The organism is Isoptericola sp. BMS4 (assembly GCF_011634835.1).
In the GTDB taxonomy this organism is placed as follows: domain Bacteria; phylum Actinomycetota; class Actinomycetes; order Actinomycetales; family Cellulomonadaceae; genus Isoptericola.
In genome coordinates this window covers 964,768-985,479 of the sequence record NZ_SIRP01000001.1, presented here as the reverse complement: position 1 = coordinate 985,479, position 20,712 = coordinate 964,768, and the positions used below count along the sequence as shown (strand labels likewise).

General features: G+C 72.6%; 17 protein-coding genes, 1 pseudogene and 1 riboswitch. Of the genes and pseudogenes, 5 read left to right on the top strand and 13 right to left on the bottom strand.

Going from position 1 to position 20,712, the window contains the following annotated elements; genetic code table 11:
* Window positions 1-51: 51 nt before the first annotated feature.
* A riboswitch (TPP riboswitch) is annotated at window positions 52-165 on the bottom strand.
* Between the two features lie 72 nt (window positions 166-237).
* Window positions 238-2,982 carry an HAD-IC family P-type ATPase gene (locus EYB28_RS04370; protein ID WP_166845155.1) on the bottom strand — a complete coding sequence of 915 codons (2,745 nt, stop codon included), beginning with the start codon at window positions 2,980-2,982 and terminating at the stop codon, window positions 238-240.
* A 102-nt stretch (window positions 2,983-3,084) separates the two neighbouring features.
* Window positions 3,085-3,702: a pentapeptide repeat-containing protein gene (locus tag EYB28_RS04365; RefSeq protein ID WP_240930384.1), complete on the bottom strand. Its 618-nt coding sequence runs from the start codon at window positions 3,700-3,702 to the stop codon at window positions 3,085-3,087.
* A gap of 37 nt (window positions 3,703-3,739) precedes the next feature.
* Between EYB28_RS04365 and EYB28_RS04360 the strand changes: the two genes are divergently transcribed.
* On the top strand, window positions 3,740-4,327 hold the full coding sequence (locus tag EYB28_RS04360) for an alpha/beta family hydrolase (protein WP_166845150.1): 588 nt from the start codon (window positions 3,740-3,742) through the stop codon (window positions 4,325-4,327).
* Between the two features lie 28 nt (window positions 4,328-4,355).
* Here the strand turns inward: EYB28_RS04360 and def are convergent, their stop codons facing one another.
* Window positions 4,356-5,048 carry a peptide deformylase gene (gene def, locus EYB28_RS04355; protein WP_166845148.1) on the bottom strand — a complete coding sequence of 231 codons (693 nt, stop codon included), beginning with the start codon at window positions 5,046-5,048 and terminating at the stop codon, window positions 4,356-4,358.
* Window positions 5,049-5,197: 149 nt separating this feature from the next.
* Between def and EYB28_RS04350 the strand changes: the two genes are divergently transcribed.
* Both EYB28_RS04350 and EYB28_RS04345 read left to right on the top strand, forming a co-directional pair.
* Window positions 5,198-5,926, top strand: a complete 729-nt coding sequence (locus EYB28_RS04350; protein WP_166845146.1) for an ABC transporter ATP-binding protein — start codon at window positions 5,198-5,200, stop codon at window positions 5,924-5,926.
* A complete protein-coding gene (locus tag EYB28_RS04345) occupies window positions 5,923-7,311 on the top strand; it encodes an FtsX-like permease family protein (protein WP_166845144.1) in 1,389 nt (462 codons plus the stop codon). The genes EYB28_RS04350 and EYB28_RS04345 overlap by 4 nt, the downstream gene beginning before the upstream one ends.
* Window positions 7,312-7,348: 37 nt before the next feature.
* Here the strand turns inward: EYB28_RS04345 and EYB28_RS04340 are convergent, their stop codons facing one another.
* Together EYB28_RS04340 and EYB28_RS04335 are read right to left on the bottom strand one after the other, a co-directional pair.
* Complete coding sequence (locus EYB28_RS04340) at window positions 7,349-7,651, bottom strand: DUF3467 domain-containing protein (protein ID WP_166845141.1); 303 nt, start codon at window positions 7,649-7,651, stop codon at window positions 7,349-7,351.
* A gap of 32 nt (window positions 7,652-7,683) precedes the next feature.
* Window positions 7,684-8,145, bottom strand: a complete 462-nt coding sequence (locus tag EYB28_RS04335) for an Ltp family lipoprotein (RefSeq protein ID WP_205710837.1) — start codon at window positions 8,143-8,145, stop codon at window positions 7,684-7,686.
* A gap of 202 nt (window positions 8,146-8,347) precedes the next feature.
* Between EYB28_RS04335 and EYB28_RS04330 the strand changes: the two genes are divergently transcribed.
* Window positions 8,348-10,720, top strand: coding sequence for an arylsulfatase (locus tag EYB28_RS04330; RefSeq protein WP_166845137.1), 2,373 nt, complete (start codon window positions 8,348-8,350; stop codon window positions 10,718-10,720).
* Between the two features lie 57 nt (window positions 10,721-10,777).
* On the opposite strand, the gene EYB28_RS04325 is transcribed toward EYB28_RS04330, so the two are convergent.
* From EYB28_RS04325 to EYB28_RS04295, 7 genes are all read right to left on the bottom strand, one after another.
* Entirely contained in the window at window positions 10,778-11,206 is a 429-nt protein-coding gene (locus tag EYB28_RS04325; protein ID WP_166845135.1) for a hypothetical protein, read from the bottom strand.
* An 80-nt stretch (window positions 11,207-11,286) separates the two neighbouring features.
* A complete protein-coding gene (locus EYB28_RS04320) occupies window positions 11,287-11,862 on the bottom strand; it encodes a YrhK family protein (RefSeq protein WP_166845134.1) in 576 nt (191 codons plus the stop codon).
* A 121-nt stretch (window positions 11,863-11,983) separates the two neighbouring features.
* Window positions 11,984-13,387, bottom strand: coding sequence for a glutamate decarboxylase (locus EYB28_RS04315; protein WP_166845132.1), 1,404 nt, complete (start codon window positions 13,385-13,387; stop codon window positions 11,984-11,986).
* A gap of 121 nt (window positions 13,388-13,508) precedes the next feature.
* Window positions 13,509-15,620 (bottom strand): LuxR C-terminal-related transcriptional regulator, encoded by a 2,112-nt coding sequence (locus EYB28_RS20290; protein ID WP_166845130.1) that lies wholly within the window; start codon window positions 15,618-15,620, stop codon window positions 13,509-13,511.
* Between the two features lie 211 nt (window positions 15,621-15,831).
* Window positions 15,832-16,500 carry a GAP family protein gene (locus EYB28_RS04305; RefSeq protein WP_166845128.1) on the bottom strand — a complete coding sequence of 223 codons (669 nt, stop codon included), beginning with the start codon at window positions 16,498-16,500 and terminating at the stop codon, window positions 15,832-15,834.
* 213 nt (window positions 16,501-16,713) lie between these two features.
* A complete protein-coding gene (locus tag EYB28_RS04300) occupies window positions 16,714-18,267 on the bottom strand; it encodes a sodium:alanine symporter family protein (protein ID WP_166845126.1) in 1,554 nt (517 codons plus the stop codon).
* Window positions 18,268-18,542: 275 nt separating this feature from the next.
* Window positions 18,543-19,220: a hypothetical protein gene (locus EYB28_RS04295; protein ID WP_166845124.1), complete on the bottom strand. Its 678-nt coding sequence runs from the start codon at window positions 19,218-19,220 to the stop codon at window positions 18,543-18,545.
* A gap of 326 nt (window positions 19,221-19,546) precedes the next feature.
* On the opposite strand from EYB28_RS04295, the gene EYB28_RS04290 reads away from it, so the two are divergent.
* Window positions 19,547-20,557, top strand: a complete 1,011-nt coding sequence (locus EYB28_RS04290; RefSeq protein WP_166843759.1) for a hypothetical protein — start codon at window positions 19,547-19,549, stop codon at window positions 20,555-20,557.
* Here EYB28_RS04290 and EYB28_RS20580 read toward each other — a convergent pair.
* Window positions 20,526-20,712: pseudogene (locus tag EYB28_RS20580) on the bottom strand (hypothetical protein); the annotation flags it as partial. The gene EYB28_RS04290 and the pseudogene EYB28_RS20580 sit on opposite strands and share 32 nt — an antisense overlap.

The following is a 20,712-nucleotide window of genomic DNA, read 5'->3' as shown; positions in this document are numbered from 1 at the left end:
ATGCCGCTGCGGTGTGACAAGGGACACCGGAGCACCGGCCCGGGCACGAGGCGACCTGCGAGGCGTTCTCCCTTCGCCGGCATTGTCCGGATCAGGTGGATGGGGGTCGCCGGATGATCCTCGACCGTCCGACTTCTCAGCCTCTCGGCTCCCTCGCCCGTCTCGCAGGCCATCTCCATCGTGCCTCCACCCCGGGCCGCACGACAGGGACCTTGGTCCCGTGCCGCAGGACCAAGGTCACGGTCGGCTCCCGCGGGGCGGACGCACCCCGCCGGTCACCCGCCGGCGGCGGAGCCAGGCCTTGTGCGCCTCGACGGCGAGCAGCAGGGTCAGGGCGAGCGCCAGGAGGGCGACCCACGACGAGAACGAGACGGGACGCAGGTCGAGCGCCTCCTGCGTGAAGGGCAGGTGCATCGCCGCGACGTGCAGCAGCTGGGCGGCGACGGTCCCGCCCACCAGGAGCAGGTTGCGGTGCGGACCGCGGGCGAACACCGAGCGCCGTTCCGAACGCGAGTTGAACACGTGCACGTTCTCGAACAGCACCATCAGCAGCACGATGCTGTTGCGCGCGTCCTCGACCGTCCATCCCGCCGCCAGGAGCGCACGGTACAGCGCGAGCGAGACACCCCCCATCACGGCGGCAGACAGCAGCACCCGCTCCACCATGGTGCGGTCGAAGACGGGCTCGCCCGGCGGGCGCGGCGTCCGGGACATCTCGTCGCCCTCCCCCGGCTCGAAGGCGAGCGCGACGTCCTGGATGCCGTTGGTCACCAGGTTGAGCCACAGCAGCTGCACCGCGAGCAGGGGCAGCGGGAGACCGATCACCAGCGCGCTGAGCACGAGGACCAGCTCCGCGGCCCCCGTGGAGACGAGCAGCTGCACGACCTTGCGGACGTTGGCGTAGGCGATCCGGCCTTCCTCGACACCCGCGCTGATGGCGCCGAACCGGTCGTCGGTGACGACGATTTCCGCCGCCTCGCGTGCGACGTCCGTCCCGGACCTGCCCATCGCGACCCCGACGTGGGCGTGGTGCAGCGCCGGGGTGTCGTTGGCGCCGTCGCCGGTGACGGCCACCACGTGCCCCATGCGGGTCAGCGCGGCGACGACGGTGTACTTCTGGGCGGGCTCCACCCGGGCGAACACCGTCGCGCCCGCCACCAGCCTCTCGACGGCCGCGTCGTCGCCGGCCCGAGCCAGCCGGGCGCCCGTGACCACGTCGTCCGGACGTTCGGCGAGTCCGAGCCGCCGCGCCGTGGCCAGCGCGGTGGCCGGATGGTCGCCGGTCACCATGACGACGGCGATGCCAGCACGACGACACGCGGCGACCGCGGCGGACGAGTCCGACCGCAGCGGGTCGCTCATGCCCACCATCCCGACCAGCGTGAGCCCGGTCAGGTCGCCGTGGTCGAGGTCCTGCCCGTCCCGCCAAGGGACGGTGCCGGCGGCCAGCGCGAGAACCCGCTCGCCGCCGGTCGCGAGGCGCGCGACGGTGGCGTCGGCCCAGGCGCGGTCGAGCGGTACGTCGCCGTCGGGCCCCGCCATGGTGGCGCACATCGCCAGCACCCGTTCGGCGGCGCCCTTGACGACGACGCATGCCGTGCGGTCGTCCACCAGGTGCAGGCTCGCCGCGTACCGGTGGACGGGCTCGAAGGGGATGGCGGAGACCTGGGGCAGTGCCTCGGCCGCGGCCGGTCTGGTGATCCCGAGCTTGTGGCCCAGCACGAGGAGAGCGACGTCCACAGCGTCCCCGCGGTGCATCCAACCGTCGTCCGTCGAGGCGAGCGTGGCCTCGTTGCACAGCACGCCGGCGAGGGCGAGGCGCTCGGCGCCGGCCAGCGCCGGTCCGTCGCCGCCCACGGGCACCAGGACGGCGCCGGTCGGCTCCGCGCCGACCCCCGAGACGTCCCAGGGTGCGTGCCCGGGCACGGCGACGTGGGTGACTGTGAGCTCGTTGACGGTGAGGGTCCCCGTCTTGTCGGTGGCGATCACGGTGCAGGAGCCGAGCGACTCGATGGCGACCAGCCGCCGCACGATCACGGCACGGCGCGCCATCCGTCGCACGGCCACCGCCAGGGCGACGGTCAGCGCCACCGGCAGCCCCTCCGGCACGGCCGACACGGCGAGTGCCACGCCCACGAGCACCACCTCGTGCCACGCCGCACCCTGGGCCAGCTCGATGACGCCCATGGCCACGGCGACCGTGCCCACGGCGACGCCGACGACGACCGTGAAGCGTCGCATCCGGGCCAGCAGCGGCGGCTCGGCCATCGACGGCTGCCGCAGCCGCCCGGCCAGCGCCCCGAGCTCGGTGCCACCACCGGTCGCCGTCACCACGCCGCGGGCGCGCCCCGACCCGACGAACGTGCCGGCGAAGACCATGGTGGGGCGGTCGCCCAGCGGCGCCGTGACGGATACAGGGGCGCCGGCGTCCTTGTCCACCGGCAGGGACTCGCCGGTCAGTGGCGACTCGTCGACGCGCAGCCCCTGGACGTCCAGCAGGCGCAGGTCGGCCGGCACCTTCATGCCGGACGAGAGCAGCACGACATCGCCCGGGACGAGCTCCCGGGCGTCCAGCTCAACGACGTCGCCGTCCCGGACCACGTCGGCGGTCGTGGTGACCATCCGGCGCAGCGCCTGCGCCCCCTGCTCGGCACGGTACTCCTGCGTGGTCCCGATGACCGCGTTCAGGAGCAGCACCGCCCCGATGAAGATCGCGTCAGTCCGCTCCCCCAGCCACAGGGACAGACCCGCGGCGCACACCAGCACGGCGATCAGGGGCGAGACGAACTGCTGCGCGAACACGTGCCAGACGGCGCGCCCGGCGCCGTCGGGGATCTCGTTGGGCCCGTGCACCTGACGCCGGCTAGCCGCCTCCACCCGGGTCAGACCGCCTGGGCCGCCCACCACCGCGGCGAGGACCGCCGCCGCGGGACGTGCGTGCGCGTCAACGACGCGCCCCGGTCGCGTCGACGAGGTGGCCACCCGCCCATCGTCGGGGGCCGCGGCCCCGGCGCACCAGGGCCGGACGGCACCCGGCCGTGCCCTGCTTTCGGCCGACTCCCGCCCTGCCGCCGGGCGGGGCCGTCACGATGAGCCCGGGGTCACGACCACCCCGAGCGCCTCGGCGAGCACCACCGCCTGGGCGGGGTCGACGACCGCGCCGTCGAGCAGCACCGAGCGGGGGTCGACGGCGGACAGGTCGCTGCCGCGCAGCACGGCGCGGCGCAGGTCGGCACCGGCGAGCTCCGCGCCGGACAGGTCCACCCCGACGACGGTGGCGCCCGTGAGCCGCACCCCCTCCAGGTCGGCCTCGCGCATCCGCGTGCCCGTGATCTCGACGCCCGCCAGGTGCGCGCGCCGCAGCGTGACGAACGACCAGTCGCCACCCGCGACGTGCAGCACGTCGCACGCGCAGTCGTCGAACCGGGAGCCCACGAGCTTGCAGCGCTCGAACCGGACGTCGAAGAGGTTCGCCCGGCTGAACGTGCAGCCGGTGAACGCGCACTCGGTCCACGTCGAGGCGTTGAAGCGCGCCCCGCGGAACGTGCAGCGGTCGAACCGCGCGCCCGTGGCCGAGGCCTCGGTCAGGTCGACGTCCACGAACGTGACGTCCTCGAACACCCGGCCCGTCAGGTCCTCGCCGTACCAGTCCTCGCCGCGCACCGTGGCGCCGGCCTCCACCTCACCCGTCGACTCCCCCACCCTCCGGACGCTACCGGTGGCAGGCGACACTGGGGGCATGACGTCACCCCGGCACACCACCCCCGCGGGCCTGCTCCTGACGCCCGGCGCCGGCGCGGACCGCGACCACCACACCCTGCTCGCCGTCGAGCGGGCGCTCGGGGCGCTGGAGCCGCCGGTGCCCACCCGGCGGGTCGACTTCCCGTACCGGACCGCGGGCAGGAAGATGCCCGACCGCCCGCCGGCCGCCGTCGCGCACCTGCGCGCGGAGGCCGAGGACCTCGCCGGCGAGCTGGGCACGACGACGGACCGGCTGCTGCTCGGCGGGCGCTCCTACGGCGGGCGCATGTGCTCGATGGCGGTGGCCGACGGGCTGCCCGCCGCCGGCCTGGTGCTGCTGAGCTACCCGCTGCACCCGCCGGGCAGGCCGGACAGGCTCCGCGTCGAGCACCTGCCCCAGGTCGACGTGCCCGTGCTGTTCGTCTCCGGCGACCGCGACCCCTTCGGCACCCCCGCCGAGCTCGCGGAGCACGCCGCCGCGATCCCGGGGCCCGTCACCCGGATCACCCTGCCCGGCGCGCACGACGTCAAGGGCCAGGACGACGACGTCGCGGCCGCCGTCGCCGACTGGGTGCGCACGCTCTGACGGGCCGGTCGTTCCCGGGGCTTTCGCGTCAGCGTCCGCCCGCGGGGCGCTCCGGGTAGTCCGCCGGGGTCTTCTCGAGCTCGATCGCCAGCTCACGCCGCCCCGCGAGGACGTCGGCCCGCTCTTCGTCGCGCTGGCGCAGCGCGTCCGCCCGCAGCTCGGGCGACAGGTGGTCCCAGTACAGCGTGCCGTCGAGGTGCTGCGCCTCGTGGACGAAGCAGCGCGCCAGGAACCCCGTCGCCGTCAGCTGCACGGGACCCCCGTGCTGGTCGACGCCCCGGACCGTCGCGCCGCCCGGGCGTGCCAGCGGCACGTAGGCGCCCGGGACGGAGAGGCACCCCTCCTCCTCGGTCTCCGGGACGGCGTCGTCGTCGACCTCCAGGACGGGGTTGACGACGTGCCCCACGTGGCGGTCACCGTGGTCGTCGGTGAGGTCGTACACGAAGACGCGCAGGTCGACGCCCACCTGCGGCGCCGCGAGCCCCACCCCCTCGGCGACCTCCATCGTGGCGAACATGTCGTCGACCAGCCGCGCGAGCTCCGGGGTGGAGAACCGCTCCACCGTGCGGGCCGGGGTGTGCAGCACCGGCTCGCCGATCTCCGTGATCCGCAGCACCCGTCCGCGCTGCGCCTCCGGCGTCTGCGCCGGGTACGGGTCGGCCGGCTCGCCGAGCAGGTACGTGACGGGGCGGCTGCGCCGGCGGCCGAAGCTCCATGCCATGGCGTCGAGCCTACCGGCGGCCGCCGCCCGCTGACCGTCACGCTCAGGGCAGTCCCCGAGCACGCCGTCATACCAGGGGTGGATGCCGGGCACCGAGGATCCTTTCCGGGGGCGACGCGCGACACCGTAGCCACCGGCAGCCTGGGACCATGACTTCCCTGCTGAGCGCCCGCGGCCTGACGATGCACTACCCGGGCAGCACCTCCCCTGCCCTGGACTCCGTCGACCTCGACATCGTGCCCGGGACGTCCGTGGCCGTCATGGGCGCCTCCGGCTCCGGCAAGACGACGCTGCTGCACTGCCTCGCGGGCATCCTGCGGCCCACCACCGGCAGCGTGATGCTCCAGGCCGGCTCCGGGCCGGTGGACGTCGCCGCGATGGACGACGCCGCCCGCGCCCGGCTGCGCCGCGAGGAGCTCGGCTTCGTGTTCCAGCAGGGCCTGCTGCTGGGCGAGCTCACCGCGCTGGAGAACGTCGCCGTCGCGCGGATGCTCGCCGGTGTGCCCCGGGCGCAGGCCGAGGCGGAGGCCCAGCAGTGGCTCGCCCACCTGGGGCTGACCGGCCTGGAGCAGCGGCGCCTCGGCGAGCTGTCCGGCGGGCAGGCGCAGCGCGTCGCCATCGCCCGCGCACAGGTGACCGGCGCGCGGCTGATCTTCGCCGACGAGCCGACCGGCGCGCTCGACTCCGCCACGTCGGTGGAGGTGCTCGACCTGCTGCTCGCCGCCGTCGCCACCGGCCGCACGCTCGTCGTCGTCACCCACGACGCCGACGTCGCCCGGCGCTGCGGCCGCACCGTCGTTCTGCGCGACGGGCACGTCGTCTCCGACACCGCGGCCCCGGCCGCGACGGCCGCGACCGGGACGGAGACCGCCCGATGAGCGCGCCGGCCGTCGCCGCACCGCGCCACGCGGGCGCCGTCGCGACCGCGCTGCACCTCGCGCCCCTGTTCGCCCGCCGCCGCGACTCCGACCGCCTCGCCACGCTGCTGCCCGTGGCGAGCTTCATGGTCGTCACCGCCCTGCTGGAGCTCGTGGCGGGCGGCGCCCAGGCGTTCTTCCGCTGGGACGACGACCTCGCGGCCACCTACCAGACGCTCGCGGTCATCGCCCTCGTGCTGCTGCTCGTGCCCCTGGGCACCGTGGGCGCCTCCGCCGCACGCCTCGCGGCCCGGCGGAGGGACGAGCGGCTCGCCTCCCTGCGGCTGCTCGGGGCCACCACGGGGACCGTCACCGCGCTGACCGTGCTGGAGGCCGCGGCCACCGCCCTCGTCGGCGCGCTCGCCGGGACCGTCCTGTACGGGGCGACGGCGCCGCTGCTCGGCCTGCTGCACTTCCGCGGCGAGGCGCTGGGCGGGCAGGTGTGGCTGCCCTGGGGGTGGCTGCCGCTGGTGGTGCTCGGCGTGACGCTGCTCGCCGCCGTCAGCGCGCTGGCCGGCCTGCGTGCCGTCGTCGTCACGCCGCTCGGCGTCCGGACCCGGCAGCGCGCCGGCACCGCGCACTGGGTGCGCGCCCTGGTCGCGGCCGGCGTGCTCGCCGTCGGGCTGCTCGCCGTCCAGTCCCTCAGCCTGTTCGGCCAGATGGGCGGGGTCGTCGCCATCGTCGGGGTGCTGGCCGGGGTCTTCGGCGCTGTCCTGCTCGCCGTCGACGCCATCGGGCCCTGGGTGCTGCGCCTGCGCGCCCGGCGGAGGGCCCGCACGGCGCGGACCGTGCCCCGCCTGCTCGCGGCCCGCATGACCCTGGAGGACCCGAAGGCGGCGTGGCGGCAGGTCAGCGGGGTCGCGATGACCAGCTTCGTCGGCGTCTTCGGCGCGGTCGGTCTCGCCATGGCGAGCTACACCGACACCGCCGACATGCCCGCCGACGAACGCTGGCTGATGCACGACATCTCCACCGGCGTCCTCGTCACCGTGGCCGGGTCGTTCCTCATGGTCGCCTGCTCGGTGGGGATCAACCAGGCCGCGACGACGCTCGACCGCGCCGCCGTCCACGTCTCGCTCGACCGGCTCGGCGTGCCGCGCACCGTGATGGCCGAGGCCACCCGGCGGGCGGTCATGTCCGCGCTGTGGCTCGTGTCCGGCGGATCGGCGCTGTGCGCCGTCGTCCTGCTGCTCCCCCTGGTCGGCATGGCGATCTTCATGCAGCCCGTCGCCGTCGTGACCGCGGCGGCCGTGTTCGCGGTCGGCTTCGGCCTGGTGCGCGGCGCCGCCGCGCTCAGCACCCGCCTGGTCCCGGGCATCCTCGCCCGGCCCGAGCGCGTGCTCTGAGCAGGGCGCGCCCCGAGCAGGGCGGGAGGGCGACGGGTCACTCGCTCCCGTCGCTCTTCCTGCCCGTCTCCCGCTCCCAGGCGTCCAGCTGCTGGGTGAGGGCCCGCGCCAGCTCGAACACCTGCTGCGGCGGGATGCGCACCCGCGAGACGACCTGGCCGGGCACCACGCGGCGCTGGGCCCCCGACTCGTCCGTGGTCACCTGCGCCGGCTTCGTCGCCGCGACGAAGTCGATGACGAACGACGTCGACGTGTGCCACAACGACGCGAAGTCCGCCGGGACCCCCGCCTCCTGGTCCTGGGGGACGTCGATCTGGAACTTCACGTCGTTGGTCGCCATGTCTGCCAGCGTCGCACGCCCGCGACCCCGCGTCAGTACCCGGCCGCGTCCGCGCCGTGCTCCGCCTGCGTCCTCGTGTATCCCTCGAACACCAGCTGGGTGACGACGCCCCGGCGCGAGTAGGACTCGAACTCCCGGTAGTTCATGGCCGCCCTCACGGCCTGCGTCGTCCATTCGACGTCCAGGCTGTCGACGGCGTGCCTCGCGACCTCCCTCGTGAACCCCTCGAACTCGAGCTGGTCGACCAGGCCGGACCGCGAGAACGCGGCGTAGTCGAGGTGCTCCTGGGCCCGGGCACGGGCACGCCGTCGCTCGCGCGCTTCCTTCCCCTCGGCGTCCGCGCGGGTCGACCCGCCGCCCTCGGCACCGACCCCCTCGACCGAGGGCGTCGTCGCCGGCCCGCCGGCGCCCGGCGCACCGCCGTCGTCCACGGGGGCGCACCCGACGAGGACCGCGGCGACGGCGACGACGAGCGCCCTCCTGGCGTGACGCACACATGACTCCCTGGGGCATGAGCAGGCGTCGCCGACGCTACAACGGGATTTTCGGGATGAACCGCCCACGGCGCGAATTTCACCCGCACCCCTCACCGGGAGAGGCCCCACCGCGGCAGCGCTCATCCCGGGGGGACGATGCGCCGGTCGCCGGCACGACTCGACGATGGCAGGGCCGTCACGGAACTCTGAAGGAGATGCCATGGCCGAGGCCCCGGACAACCACGTCCGAGCGATGCTCCCGATCCCGGACCGGGCCGCCCCCGGACCGACCACCTACGACGCCAAGGACCCCGCCACGTCGTACCCACCGATCCGACCGCTGCTCCCACCACCCGGTGCGGCCAACGTGCTGATCGTCCTGCTGGACGACGTCGGCTTCGGCGCCCCGAGCACCTTCGGCGGGCCGTGCCTCACCCCGACCGCCGAACGGCTGGCCGCCGGAGGCCTTCGGTACAACCGGTTCCACACGACCGCGCTCTGCGCGCCCACGCGGCAGGCGCTGCTCACCGGTCGCAACCACCACTCCGTCGGCATGGGGAGCATCACCGAGACGGCGACGTCCGCACCCGGCAACAACGCGATGCGGCCCAACACCAAGGCCCCGCTGCCGCTCACGCTCCGGCTCAACGGCTATTCCACCGCGCAGTTCGGCAAGTGCCACGAGGTGCCGCCGTGGCAGACCTCGCCGCTCGGGCCGTTCGACGCGTGGCCGTCGGGCGGCGGCGGGTTCGAGAAGTTCTACGGCTTCATCGGTGGCGAGAACAACCAGTGGGACCCGGCGCTCTATGACGGCACCACGCCGATCGACCCGCCCGCGAAGCCCGAGGAGGGGTACCACCTCACGGAGGATCTCGCGGACCACGCCATCAGCTGGATCCGGCAGCAGAAGGCGCTGATGCCCGACCGCCCGTTCTTCGTCTACTTCGCCCCGGGCGCCACCCATGCACCGCACCACGTCCCCCGGGAGTGGGCCGAGAAGTATCGCGGTGCCTTCGACGACGGGTGGGACGTCCAGCGGGAACGGACCTTCGCCCGCCAGAAGCAGCTCGGGATCATCCCCGCCGACGCCGGCCTGACCGCACGTCACGACGAGATCGCCGCCTGGGACGACATGCCCGACGACCTCAAGCCGGTGCTCGCGCGGGAGATGGAGGTCTACGCCGGGTTCCTCGAGCACACCGACCATCAGGTGGGTCGCGTCGTGGACGCGATCGACGACCTCGGCGTCCTCGACGACACGCTCGTGTTCTACATCATCGGGGACAACGGCGCCTCGGCGGAGGGCACGATGAACGGTGCCTTCAACGAGATGGCCAACTTCAACGGCATGGCCGCGCTCGAGACCACGGAGTTCCTGCGGTCCAGGATGGACGACTTCGGGTCACCCACCTCCTACAACCACTACTCGGTGGGCTGGGCATGGGCCATGAACACGCCCTTCCAGTGGACCAAGCAGGTCGCCTCGCACTGGGGCGGCACGCGCAACGGCACGATCGTGCACTGGCCCCGACGCATCGCCGACCGCGGCGGGCTGCGGGAGCAGTTCACCCACGTCATCGACATCGCCCCCACGGTCCTCGAAGCGGTCGGGCTCGGCGAGCCCACGACGGTCAACGGCGTGCTCCAGTCCCCGATGGAGGGCACGAGCATGCTCTACACGTTCGACGAGGCCGAGGCGCCCGAGCGCCACGACCTGCAGTACTTCGAGATGTTCGGGAACCGGGGCGTCTACCATCGCGGCTGGAGCGCGGTCACCAAGCACCGGACACCCTGGGTGCTGGTCGGCGCCGAGATGCCGGAGTTCGACGACGACGTCTGGGAGCTGTACGACGGCACGAACGACTACAGTCAGGCCGTCGACCTGGCACGGGAGCACCCGGACCGGCTGCGGGAGCTCCAGCGGCTGTGGCTCATCGAGGCGACCAGGTACAACGTGCTCCCGATGGACGACCGCACCGGGGAACGGCTCGACCCCGAGCTCGCCGGCCGCCCGACGCTCGTGCGGGGCAGCTCGCAGCTGTTCTTCCCCGGGATGGGCCGGCTGTCCGAGAACAGCGTCCTCAGCATCAAGAACCGGTCCTTCGCGATCACCGCCGAGGTGGAGGTCCCCGAGGACGGCCTCCAGGGGGTCGTGATCGCCCAGGGCGGAAGCTTCGGCGGATGGGCCGTGTACGCGAGGCACGGCGTCCTCGAGTTCGCCTACAACCTCCTCGGGATCCGGGAGTTCGTGACGAGCGCCGACCTGCCCGTCCCCAGCGGGAAGCACCAGCTGCGCGCGGAGTTCGCCTACGACGGCGGAGGGCTCGGCAAGGGCGGGCAGGTCACCCTCTACCACGACGGGACGCAGGTCGGCTCGGGTCGCGTCGACGCCACGCAGCCGATGATCTTCTCCGCGGACGAGACGACCGACGTCGGCTACGAGTCCGGGACGACGGTGTCGTCCAGGTACGACACGGCGAGCAGCAGGTGCAACGGGACGATCCACTGGGTGCAGCTCGACACGGGGAAGGACGACCACGACCACTTCATCGACCCGCAGGAGCGGCTCCGGGTGGCGATGTCGCGACAGTAGCGCGGCGCCGCCTCCCGCCCGACGACGTCGCGCCGGCCGTCCGCCCCTGCGATACTGTCAGTCGGCGATGTCCCGGCCGTGGGCGGTGAGTGCCCAGACGACGATGACGGACGCCGCGACGAGGACGATCGCCCAGACGGGGTACCAGGGCAACCAGGCGAAGGCCGTCACGCCCGCCACCACGGCGAGCAGGACACCGACGGCCCGTGCCCACGCCGCTCCGGTGAAGAGCGCGAAGCCCGCCAACGCGACGAGCGCACCCAGGATCAGATGGATCCAGCCCCACGTGGTGGCGTCCATCTGGAAGACCCACTCCGTGCCGACCACGTAGAACTCGTCGTTCACGAGCGCCACGATCCCGGCGATCATCTGGAAGAAGCCGCTCATGATCATCAGGACGGCGGCGAAGGCCGTGGCGCCGACGGCCACGGCGCTGTGTTCCCTCGACCGTCCGGGGACGGGGGTCCCCTGCTGGCTGGTGGACATCGCCCGGCTCCTTCCTGGAGACACGGCCCAGGACTCCCTGAGCCTGATGCCAGGCTCGTCCCGGCCGCGGGCGGGCCACATCATCCCGATGGCACGAAGAAGTCCGGGTCGTCGTCGGCCGCCGGGGAGGCACGTCCCTCCGGCACCATGAGGATCGAGGCGGCGAGGAAGCACACCGCCCCGAGGAAGGTGCCGCCGTTCGCCCAGGTCGCGTCGAGCACCTCGCCCCCGGGGCGCACGTAGGCGCCGACGGCGGAGAACCCGAAGAACACGGAACCCCACAGGTTGAGGGCGGTGATGTGCCAGTCGCGCTCGCCGGGCCGCCACGACCACCACCGGTGCCCCGCCTCGGCGAAGGCGAGCGCAGAGGAGACCAGGAAGCACACCGACCCCAGGGCGTCGGGCCTCCACACCACCCGGTCGACCGCGTCGGGCGAGGGGTCGAGGAAAGCCGCGAACGTGCTGACGTTGAAGTAGACGGTCCCGACCAGCTGGACGAGCGCGGCCCACTGCCCCATGTCGTGGACGACCCACGCGAACCAGCGGCGGCCGTTGTCCCGGACCACCTGCAGGTACGACAGGTAGGCCGCCGCGGTGAAGAGGACGGAGCCGACGAAGAACGTCAGGGCGGTCGCCGGTGCGCCCGCGCCGACCACCCCACCCGGCGGCCGTCCGGGAGCCGGTAGGCGACGCTCGTGACGAACGGGCGGGGGCCCGAGCGGGTGACGTCCGTCGCCCCGCCCGGCGCCGGGACGAGCCATGACGCGGGGGTGCCGCTCAATGCCGGAACGACTCCGTGTGGCTCGGGTCGTGCGGCAGCCTGGACTCCAGGCTCTGGAGGAACTCGGTCGCCCGGGCGAGGTCGGCGAGGAACAGCTCGGCCATGTCGCGCGACAGCCCGTTGCGGACGACCACGCGCAGGCCGGACACGTCGGTGAGGTTCTCCGGTAGAGAGTAGGCGGGGACCTGCCACCCGCGTTCGCGCATCTTCGCCGAGACGTCGTACACGGTGTAGTTCGTCACCTCGGGCTTGAGACGGAAGAAGAACACCGGCAGCTCGGATCCGTCCGAGAGGAGCTCGTATGGTCCCATCTGCGCGACCGCCCGTGCCAGGTGCGTCGCGGTGTCGCGCGCCGCCTGCTGGATCTGCCGGTAGCCCTCCCGGCCCAGCCTGATGAGGTTGTAGTACTGGGCGATCACCTGCGCGCCCGGGCGGGAGAAGTTCAGCGCGAACGTCGGCATGTCCCCGCCGAGGTAGTTCACGTGGAACACCAGGTCGTCGGGCAGGTCGTCGGGCGTGCGCCAGACGACCCATCCGACGCCCGGGAAGACGAGGCCGTACTTGTGCCCCGACGCGTTGATCGACCGCACCCGCGGGACACGGAAGTCCCACCGCAGGTCCGGGTCGAGGAAGGGTGCGACGAACCCGCCGGAGGCGGCGTCCACGTGGACCGGGACGTCCGGCCCGCCCGAGGCGGCGAGCTCGTCCAGCGCGGCGGCGATCTCCTCCACCGGCTCGTACGACCCGTCGAACGTCGACCCGAGGATCGCGACGACACCGATCGTGTTCTCGTCGCACAGCTTGACGGCCTCCTCGGCGTCCAGCTGGAGGCGGCCCTCCTCGATCGGGGCGTAGCGCGGCTCCACGTCCCAGTAGCGGCAGAACTTCTCCCACACGACCTGCACGTTGATCCCCATGACGAGGTTGGGGCGGTCGGTCGGCAGCCCGGCGGCGCGCCGGCGCTCGCGCCAGCGCCACTTCAGCGCGAGACCGCCGAGCATGACCGCCTCGCTCGACCCCGTCGTCGACGTGCCCGTGGCGTTCTCGCCCTCGGGAGCGTTCCACAGCCCGGCGATCATCCGGACGCACCGGCCCTCGATCGCCGCGGTCTGCGGGTACTCGTCCTTGTCGATCATGTTCTTGTCGGCGGTCTCGGCGAACAGCAGCCGGGCCTCGTCGTCCATGTACGTCGTGACGAACGTCGCGAGGTTCTGGCGCGAGTTGCCGTCCAGCATCAGCTCGTCGTGGATCATGCTGTACGCGACCGCCGGGTCCATCCCGTCGTCCGGGACGACGTCGGCCGGCATCCCCTGCGTCGCCCGCGGGCGCGCGTACAGCGGCGCGATCGCCAGCCGCTCGAACTCCTGCAGGGCCGAGGGTTCCGACGAGTGAAGGGCCATGCTGACAACCATCACCCCCACGCTCCGGTCCCGCATCCTCCCCGCGGGGTGAAGCCTGCCGAGTCGCCACGCCGCTCGGGGACCTCCGTGCCCGAGGGAGTGCGGCGCGGCGTGTGGCCGTTCAGCCGGGGGGCAGCAGGCCCGCGTGACGTGCTCGCTCGATCGCCTGGGTGCGGGTGTGGACCCCCAGCTTCCGGTAGGCCGACATCGCCTGCGTCTTGACGGTGTGACGTGAGACCACGAGCTCCGCGGCGATCTGCGGGAACGACAGGTGCGTCGGCAGGTACTGCAGCACCCGCACCTCGGCGGTCGTCAGCGAGGACGCCCCCGTCAGGTGGGTCGTGAGCCGGGAGAGGTGCTCCTGGGTCTCGGCGTACATGCGGTCGATCACCGGCGAGGCGGTCGCGGGCCCGCGGGCGTCGCCGGCCTCCTCGAGGAGGACCCGCGCGCGCTCCGGGTCGCCCAGGCCGAGGTTCACGCGAGCCAGCGCCAACCTGCCCACGACGGCGTGCCAGGGGGCGGTGTCCCCCATGAGGGCGATGTGGCGCAGGGCGCGGGACGCCTCTCTGCGGGCGTCCCCGTGGCGGCCCTCGGCAAGGTACGCGACGGCCGACGTGGCGAAGACCGGCGCGGACGCCGCCACGGCGTCGAGCCGGCAGGACGATGCCACGGCCCGCGCCGTCCGGACGTAGGACAGCGCCCGGTGCTGCTCGCCCCACAGCAGCGCGGCGTCGGCGAGGCCGGCCAGGCACAGCGCCCGCACGACCGGGACGTCGAGGGCCTCGGCACGTCGCCGCCCGGCCTCGAACGCTTCGACACCCTCGTCGGGACGGTCACGCAGGACGAGCGCGACACCGAGGAGGTAGTACGCGAGCGTCTTCCATCGGTCGTCCGTCGGCATGGTGGTGACGAACTTCCGCGTGGCGGCCTCGATGTGCTCGAGGCCCTCGCCGCCGATGGCGGCCCGGAGGAGGTCGAGGTACGGCCGGAGCGCCTCGCCGTCGGCGGCGGCCGCGGCGGCGACGGCCGCCCGGTTCGCCCTGGGGACGTCCCCCGCCTGGATCGCGGCCCACGCCGCGCTCAGAGCGAGCCCGCGCCTGCTGTGGAGCCGGCCGGGGTCGACGCCCTCGAGCCACCGCGCGACGACGTCCCAGCGGCCGTGGCCGAGCGGCTCGACGGCGTGCGACCACACGAGTTCGCTCAGGCGCGCGTCGTCGCCCGACAGCCTGGCGTGGTGCACCGCCCTGTCGATGTCGCCGCGCCGCTCCTCGACGCGGCAGGCGGTGCTGTGCGCGGTGCGCCACGCGACCGGGTCCCGCTCCCGCAGGTCGTCCTCCAGGAACCGGGCGAGCAGCGGCTGCATGCGGAACCGCTGCCCGTCGTGGGACTCCCCCTGCGGCGCGAGCAGGTGGTTCACCGCCGAGAGACGGTGCAGCCGGGCCGAGGAGTCTGGCGCCCCGGTCAACGCGTCGCACGCGGGGGCGTCGAGGGAGGCCAGCACCGACGCCCGACGCAGGAACCGGGCGTCGTCCGGCGGCAGCCTGCCCACGATCTCCGTGCGGAGGTACTCGTCGAGACCGGCGCCGTCGGCGGCCGGACGCACGCCCTGGTGACCGTTCAGGGCCGCGAGCCCCGTGAGGTAGACGGCCACCGGCCACCCCTCGGTCCGGCGGAGGAGCCGCTCGAGCCGGTCCCGCGGCCACCGCACGCCGAGCAGGGCCATGAGCTGCGCCGCCTCGAGCTCGTCGAACGCGAGGACCTCGGGACCGACGACCCGCACCTCGCCGCCCGCGTGCAGTCGCCACAGCGTGGCGGGAAGCGCGTCGCGCGTGCCCATCGCGAGCGTCGAGCCGCGCGGCAGCGAGGAGGCGAGGGACTCGACGAGCCACTCCCAGGGGCTCCCGGACATGTCCTCGACGCCGTCGATGACGGCGACGAACGGCTCCTCGGCGGAGGACACGAGCGCCTCGACGACCGGTAGCGTGTCCAGGTGCCACGAGGCGGGGTCGCCCCGACCCGGCCACGGATCCGCGTCGTGCGTCAGCCCGGCGTCCTTCAGCGCCCCGACGAGCGACCGGGTGAGCCGGTACGGGTCTGCCGCGACACGGCGCACACGCAGCCAGACGACGGGGCGGGGGTCGTGCGCCGCCCACTGCGCGAGCGCGGTCGTCTTGCCGTACCCACCAGGAGCCTGCAGACACAGGACCGTGGCCGGCGCGACGCCGTCGAGCACGCGCCGCACGCGAGGACGCGGCAGCTGGCCTCTGACGGAAGGTAGCTGCCGGCGGTGTCGGGCCTGAGAAGTCGTGGCGACCACAGGGCACTCCCTTCGCCCTGATCGACGCTAACGTGGGCGTCGGGCCCCGGCATCGCCCGCGGGGGCGCCGGGCGGGTGAATCCACCGGGCCGCGACGTCGGCCCCGCCCGCGGGGTCCCGGCCGCCGTCAGGTGAGGATCTGGAGAGCGTCCCCGACCAGGCTGGTGCCGAACACGACCAGCAGCACGGCCATCACGGCGGCGTCGTGGGTGATCAGCCAGGCCTTGGTCCGCTCCAGGGCGGGGCCCAGCCGGCGCCCGGCGACCAGGTAGCCGATGACGGGCACCGTCACCGTGAGCGTCGCGACGGCGGTGAACGTGGCGACGGCGCCGACCGTCTCGCCGGCCGACAGCGGCAGCGCCCCGATCGACGCGCCCGCCGCCACGGCGAGGAGCAGGTTCTTCGGGTTCAGGGCCGACAGGAGCAGCCCCAGCCCGGACGCGGCGACGGGACGCATCTCGTCGATCCGGGACATCCAGCCGGGGACGGCCGGCTCTTCCTCGGGCGACGGCCGGGACAGCCACTGCCGAGCCCCGAGCACCAGGAGCAGGACGCCCAGCACCAGCTTGATCCACCCCGTGACGGCGCTCGGACCGCCCCCGTCGGCCTCGAGCCCGGGAATGAGCACGACGACGGTGGTGACGGCGGCGACGCCGACGATCCAGGCGAGCATGAACGCGACGCCGTTGGAGCGGGCACGGCCACCGAACAGGATGAGGATCACGGCGGCGATCGGGGTCGGGCTGATCGCGATGCCCACGGCCGGGCCGAGCGTGGCACCGATCGCGTCACCCATGTCGTCGGCGTCCTCTCCCTGAGCGCGACCACAGGGCGCCGGACGGCGCACCGCGGGCGGGACGGCGACCTCGCCGTCGACCTCACGGTAGGGACACCCCCGGCCACCCGCACACGTCCCCGCGCCCTCGCGTGGGTGAAAACGCCGCGCCCGTACCGGCCGGCCGGCCGGTACGGGCGCGTCATCCCGCCACGTGACGGGACGGGCGACGTGTCAGTCGAGGTCGAGCTCCTTCTCGGGCGACCCCTGACGGACCGCGTCCTCGAGCTGCCGGTCGGCGCGCAGCTCCCAGAATGTCGCGTTCTCGATGTCGAGCAGCCGCGGGTCGAACTGCGGGTCCAGGCCACGTCGCTTCTGCGCGCGGAAGTCCTTGAGCGCCTTCAGGGCGGGCCCCTGGAGGAACAGGATGCCGACGATGTTCAGCCACGCCATCGAGCCCACACCGATGTCGCCGAGACCCCAGGCCGCGCCGGCGGTCGTGACGGCGCCGTAGGCCACCGAGACCAGCACCAGCGCCTGGAGGGCCCGCTGCAGGCCCCGCGCCGCGAGACGGTTCTTCATCTTGCGGGTGAGGTAGGTCAGGTTCGTCTCGGCCATGTAGTAGTACGCCACGATCGTGGTGAAGGCGAAGAACGCGAGGGCGACCGCGATGAACGTCGGGCCGGCGCCCGGGAACACCGAGTCCAGTCCCTGCTGCACGTAGCCCGGGCCGGGCTCGACGTCGGCGCCGAGACCACCGGAGCCCTCGAAGATCACGTCGCCCGGCCACGCCTCGCCGCGGAACGTGTTGAACATGCCGGTCGAGATGATGATGAACGCGGTCGCGGAGCAGACGAACAGGGTGTCGATGTACACCGCGAAGGACTGCGCGAGGCCCTGCTTGGCCGGGTGCGAGACCTCGGCGGCGGCAGCGGCGTGCGGCCCGGTGCCCTGGCCGGCCTCGTTGGAGTAGATGCCGCGCTGCACGCCCCACTTGACGGCGAGGCCGAGGATCGCGCCGAGCACCGGCTGGGCGCCGAAGGCGCTGCCGACGATCAGCTCGAAGACGCGGGGGATCTCGGTGAAGTTCAGGAAGAACACGACGACCGCGATGAGGATGTAGGCCACAGCCATCACGGGGACCACGATCCCGGCGAAGTGCGCGATGCGCTTGACGCCGCCGATGACGATGAAGCCCAGGAGGATCACCAGGCCGATGGCCGTCACCCAGGGTGTGATGCCCCACGCGTTGTCCATCGCCGAGGCCATGCCGTTCGCCTGCACGCCCGGCAGGAAGAAGCTCATCGCGATGATGGTGACCACCGCGAAGACGATCCCGTAGACCAGTGACAGGCGACGGGCCTTGTGCTTGTACGCCTTCTCGAAGTAATAGGCCGGGCCACCGCGGTACTCACCGGTGTCCGGGTCCTTCTCCTTGTAGATCTGGCCGAGGGTGCACTCGACGAACGACGTGGCGGCGCCGAGGAACGCGGACACCCACATCCAGAACACGGCGCCGGCGCCGCCGAACGCGATCGCCGTGGCGACGCCGCCGATGTTGCCCATCCCGACGCGGCCGGCCAGCGACATCATCAGCGACTGGAAGGAGGACGTGCCGTTCTCCGACTTCTCGCCCTTCTTGAGCTGCCGGAGCATGTCGGGGATGTGTCTGACCTGGAGGAAGCCGGTGCGCAGGGAGAAGTACAGGCCCGCGAGAAGGCAGAGAGCGATCAGCGGGATCGACCAGATCAGCTCGTTCGCGGTGCCGACGAGATCGTCGAGGCTCATGGTTGCTCCTGGGTAAGGACATTCGGATACACGCGCCGGCGGACACCGGCGCGCCCGTGGCACCACACCGGGCAAGGGTCATCGTTGACAGCAAGCGACCAGGGTGCGCGGCCACGGACCAGCGATGGCGGCACCCTAGCGGGTCACCGCAGCCTGGACGCAATCGCCTCGACGTTCGACGTCCCGTCGTCGCACGGCCTGAGTGGCGTGACGGCCAACCCCTGGCCGGGCCCGACGTCGGGCAGGTGCGCGTGGCATCGGACGACGCCGCGGGGTCATGCGAGGTCCGCGATCCCTTCGTCGCGCAGGCGCTGGATGACGCGCAGCTCGGCCGGGTACTTGGCCTTCCGGGTCGGGTCGGCGACCAGGATGGTGTCCTGCCACCCGTACGTGAAGACGTGCTCCATGGAGATGCCGAAGGCGGTGGTCTCCAGGTCGATGTCGCGCCATCGCCCGTCGGCGAGGTTCTCGCGACGCACGACAACCTGGGTTTCTGGGTTGCGTCGGATCTTGTCCGCGGAGTACCCGCGAATCTCCACCGAGCCGACGGCTTCCGAGATGTCCAGGGTCCAGTCGGTGGCAGCCTCGGCGGCCTTCAGCACCGGCGCGTACTCATCGACGTACTCAGGCTGCGAATGTTTGATGTTCAGCACGAGGACGCCGACACGCCCTTTCACGGCAACCCGCTCGAACTGGTTGCCGAACATGAACTTCGAAGCGCTGTCTCCACGCACCCCGTCCACGGTCACGTCGCGCACTACCGCGCCGCCGAGCGTCGTCCGGTTCAGACGCACGTCCTTGACGCGGATATTTGAGAGCGTGGGCCGCATGTCGTCCGGTGGCCCATCTGCACACCAGCACTGAGCGAGGTCCACATGGGCGACCTCCAGGTCACTGATGTGTTCCCCTCGGGCAAGCGTGCGGCCACCGATCTGGATGCGTGCATTCGGCATGGTCGTCCTTCTCAAGGTCCGTGGTCTGCAGGTCAGCAGCGCCTCCGAGGGACGAGCACCGAGTGCGAAGGCCTGGACAGCATCACAGGCGACCCCGACATCGCGGACGCCGCACTGACGGGCGGAGACGAACGGCGGCTCGCCTCAACGGCGCCGTGCGTCGGGACTCCACAGCGCACGACCACTGCCGTCGCCTACGAATCGCAGGTCAACCGCGCTACCGCGACGTGCGATGAGTGCTCGGCGTCTACCGGTCATTCCGCTGGGTTCTCGCTGGGGCCACGGCACCCCACAAGGCGGCGGAGCGGCTGCGTAGACTCCGCGCCGTGCCCCCGTCATCGCGTCGTCGTCGACTCGTCTCGTTCTGGCTCGTCGTCGTGCCGGCCTGGGTCGTGTCGATCGCGCTCGGTGTCGCGTGGGTCGGGCTTGGAGTCTTCTGGTCCGTCGACAGTTGGCAGGCCACTCACGGCGGGATCGAAGGACGATTCATTCCCCAGGTGAAGAACTGCGGGAGGGACTGCACGTGGAGCGGTGACTTCGTCTCCGACGACGGCGAGCACGACCTCGCGGACGTGCAGTTCTCGAGCGGCTTCGGGGAGCCGCAGCCCGAGGCGACTGGCGAGGCGCTCGAGCCTGTCGTCGTCAGTCCCGGCGGGATCGACGTCTACAACCCACACGACAAGACCTGGGCCTTCGCCTGGGTCATGGCAGCGATGGGACCGGCCATTACCTGGGTCATGATCATTGGAATCCGCCAGGCGCGGGCACAGTCGCTGCGCAAGGAAGACGAAGACTCGGAGCTCCACGAGCGCGGACGATGCCCCTGCGGGGAGAGGGCAACGCGGCGACCGCGTCTACCCGCGCCGATGAAGCGCACCGCGCACTCCGTCGGACTCGGGCAGGAGATGCGACGCGAACGCCCACACCAGCCCGCCCCACCCGAGGTAGAGCAGAGCGGCGACCGGCGTCCAGAGAGCGACGTAGAGTCCTGCCTTCATGCCCTCGTACGAGGTGTCGCCGCCGAGACCGAGCACCGCACCGGCAGCCGCGCCGATCCCAGTTCCCACCGCGCCAAGGATCACGGCGACGACAACCCAGACGATCACGAAGACCAGCGCTACGAGCAGCACAGCGTTGCCGTGACCGACTCGGCCCACCAGCCGCCCGACACCCCTGTTCTCGTTCCAGGCGTAGACCGATGCAGGCTGGTCGAGCACCATGCGCGCCGCCCAGTTCCGACGACACAAGCCATCCGGCGCAGCGCGTCGCCCGATCTCCTGTCCCACGCAGGTGGAGATTACCGGCTCATCCGATCTGAGGGTGTAGCCGGGGTTTGAAGCCGCCGGCTTCAAGCAGCGACCGGGGCAACGTAGTGGGTCAAGTTGCGGAAGCCGAGGGCGGAGCACCTCCAAGAAACCCAGGGCGGTTCACCCGACCATCCTGGGCGCGCGCGAACGCGACCTGGTGGTGGACCCATGACCGGCTCCGCAAG

What these genes read in the sequence shown, in the direction of transcription:
- EYB28_RS04340 (WP_166845141.1), bottom strand. Translation starts at nt 7,651, where the DNA reads ATGGCGACCAACGACGTGAAGTTCCAGATCGACGTCCCCCAGGACCAG.
- EYB28_RS04345 (WP_166845144.1), top strand. Translation starts at nt 5,923, where the DNA reads ATGAGCGCGCCGGCCGTCGCCGCACCGCGCCACGCGGGCGCCGTCGCG.
- EYB28_RS04360 (WP_166845150.1), top strand. Translation starts at nt 3,740, where the DNA reads ATGACGTCACCCCGGCACACCACCCCCGCGGGCCTGCTCCTGACGCCC.
- EYB28_RS04315 (WP_166845132.1), bottom strand. Translation starts at nt 13,387, where the DNA reads ATGGCCCTTCACTCGTCGGAACCCTCGGCCCTGCAGGAGTTCGAGCGG.
- EYB28_RS04295 (WP_166845124.1), bottom strand. Translation starts at nt 19,220, where the DNA reads ATGCCGAATGCACGCATCCAGATCGGTGGCCGCACGCTTGCCCGAGGG.
- def (WP_166845148.1), bottom strand. Translation starts at nt 5,048, where the DNA reads ATGGCATGGAGCTTCGGCCGCCGGCGCAGCCGCCCCGTCACGTACCTG.
- EYB28_RS04305 (WP_166845128.1), bottom strand. Translation starts at nt 16,500, where the DNA reads ATGGGTGACGCGATCGGTGCCACGCTCGGCCCGGCCGTGGGCATCGCG.
- EYB28_RS04350 (WP_166845146.1), top strand. Translation starts at nt 5,198, where the DNA reads ATGACTTCCCTGCTGAGCGCCCGCGGCCTGACGATGCACTACCCGGGC.
- EYB28_RS04300 (WP_166845126.1), bottom strand. Translation starts at nt 18,267, where the DNA reads ATGAGCCTCGACGATCTCGTCGGCACCGCGAACGAGCTGATCTGGTCG.
- EYB28_RS04330 (WP_166845137.1), top strand. Translation starts at nt 8,348, where the DNA reads ATGGCCGAGGCCCCGGACAACCACGTCCGAGCGATGCTCCCGATCCCG.
- EYB28_RS04325 (WP_166845135.1), bottom strand. Translation starts at nt 11,206, where the DNA reads ATGTCCACCAGCCAGCAGGGGACCCCCGTCCCCGGACGGTCGAGGGAA.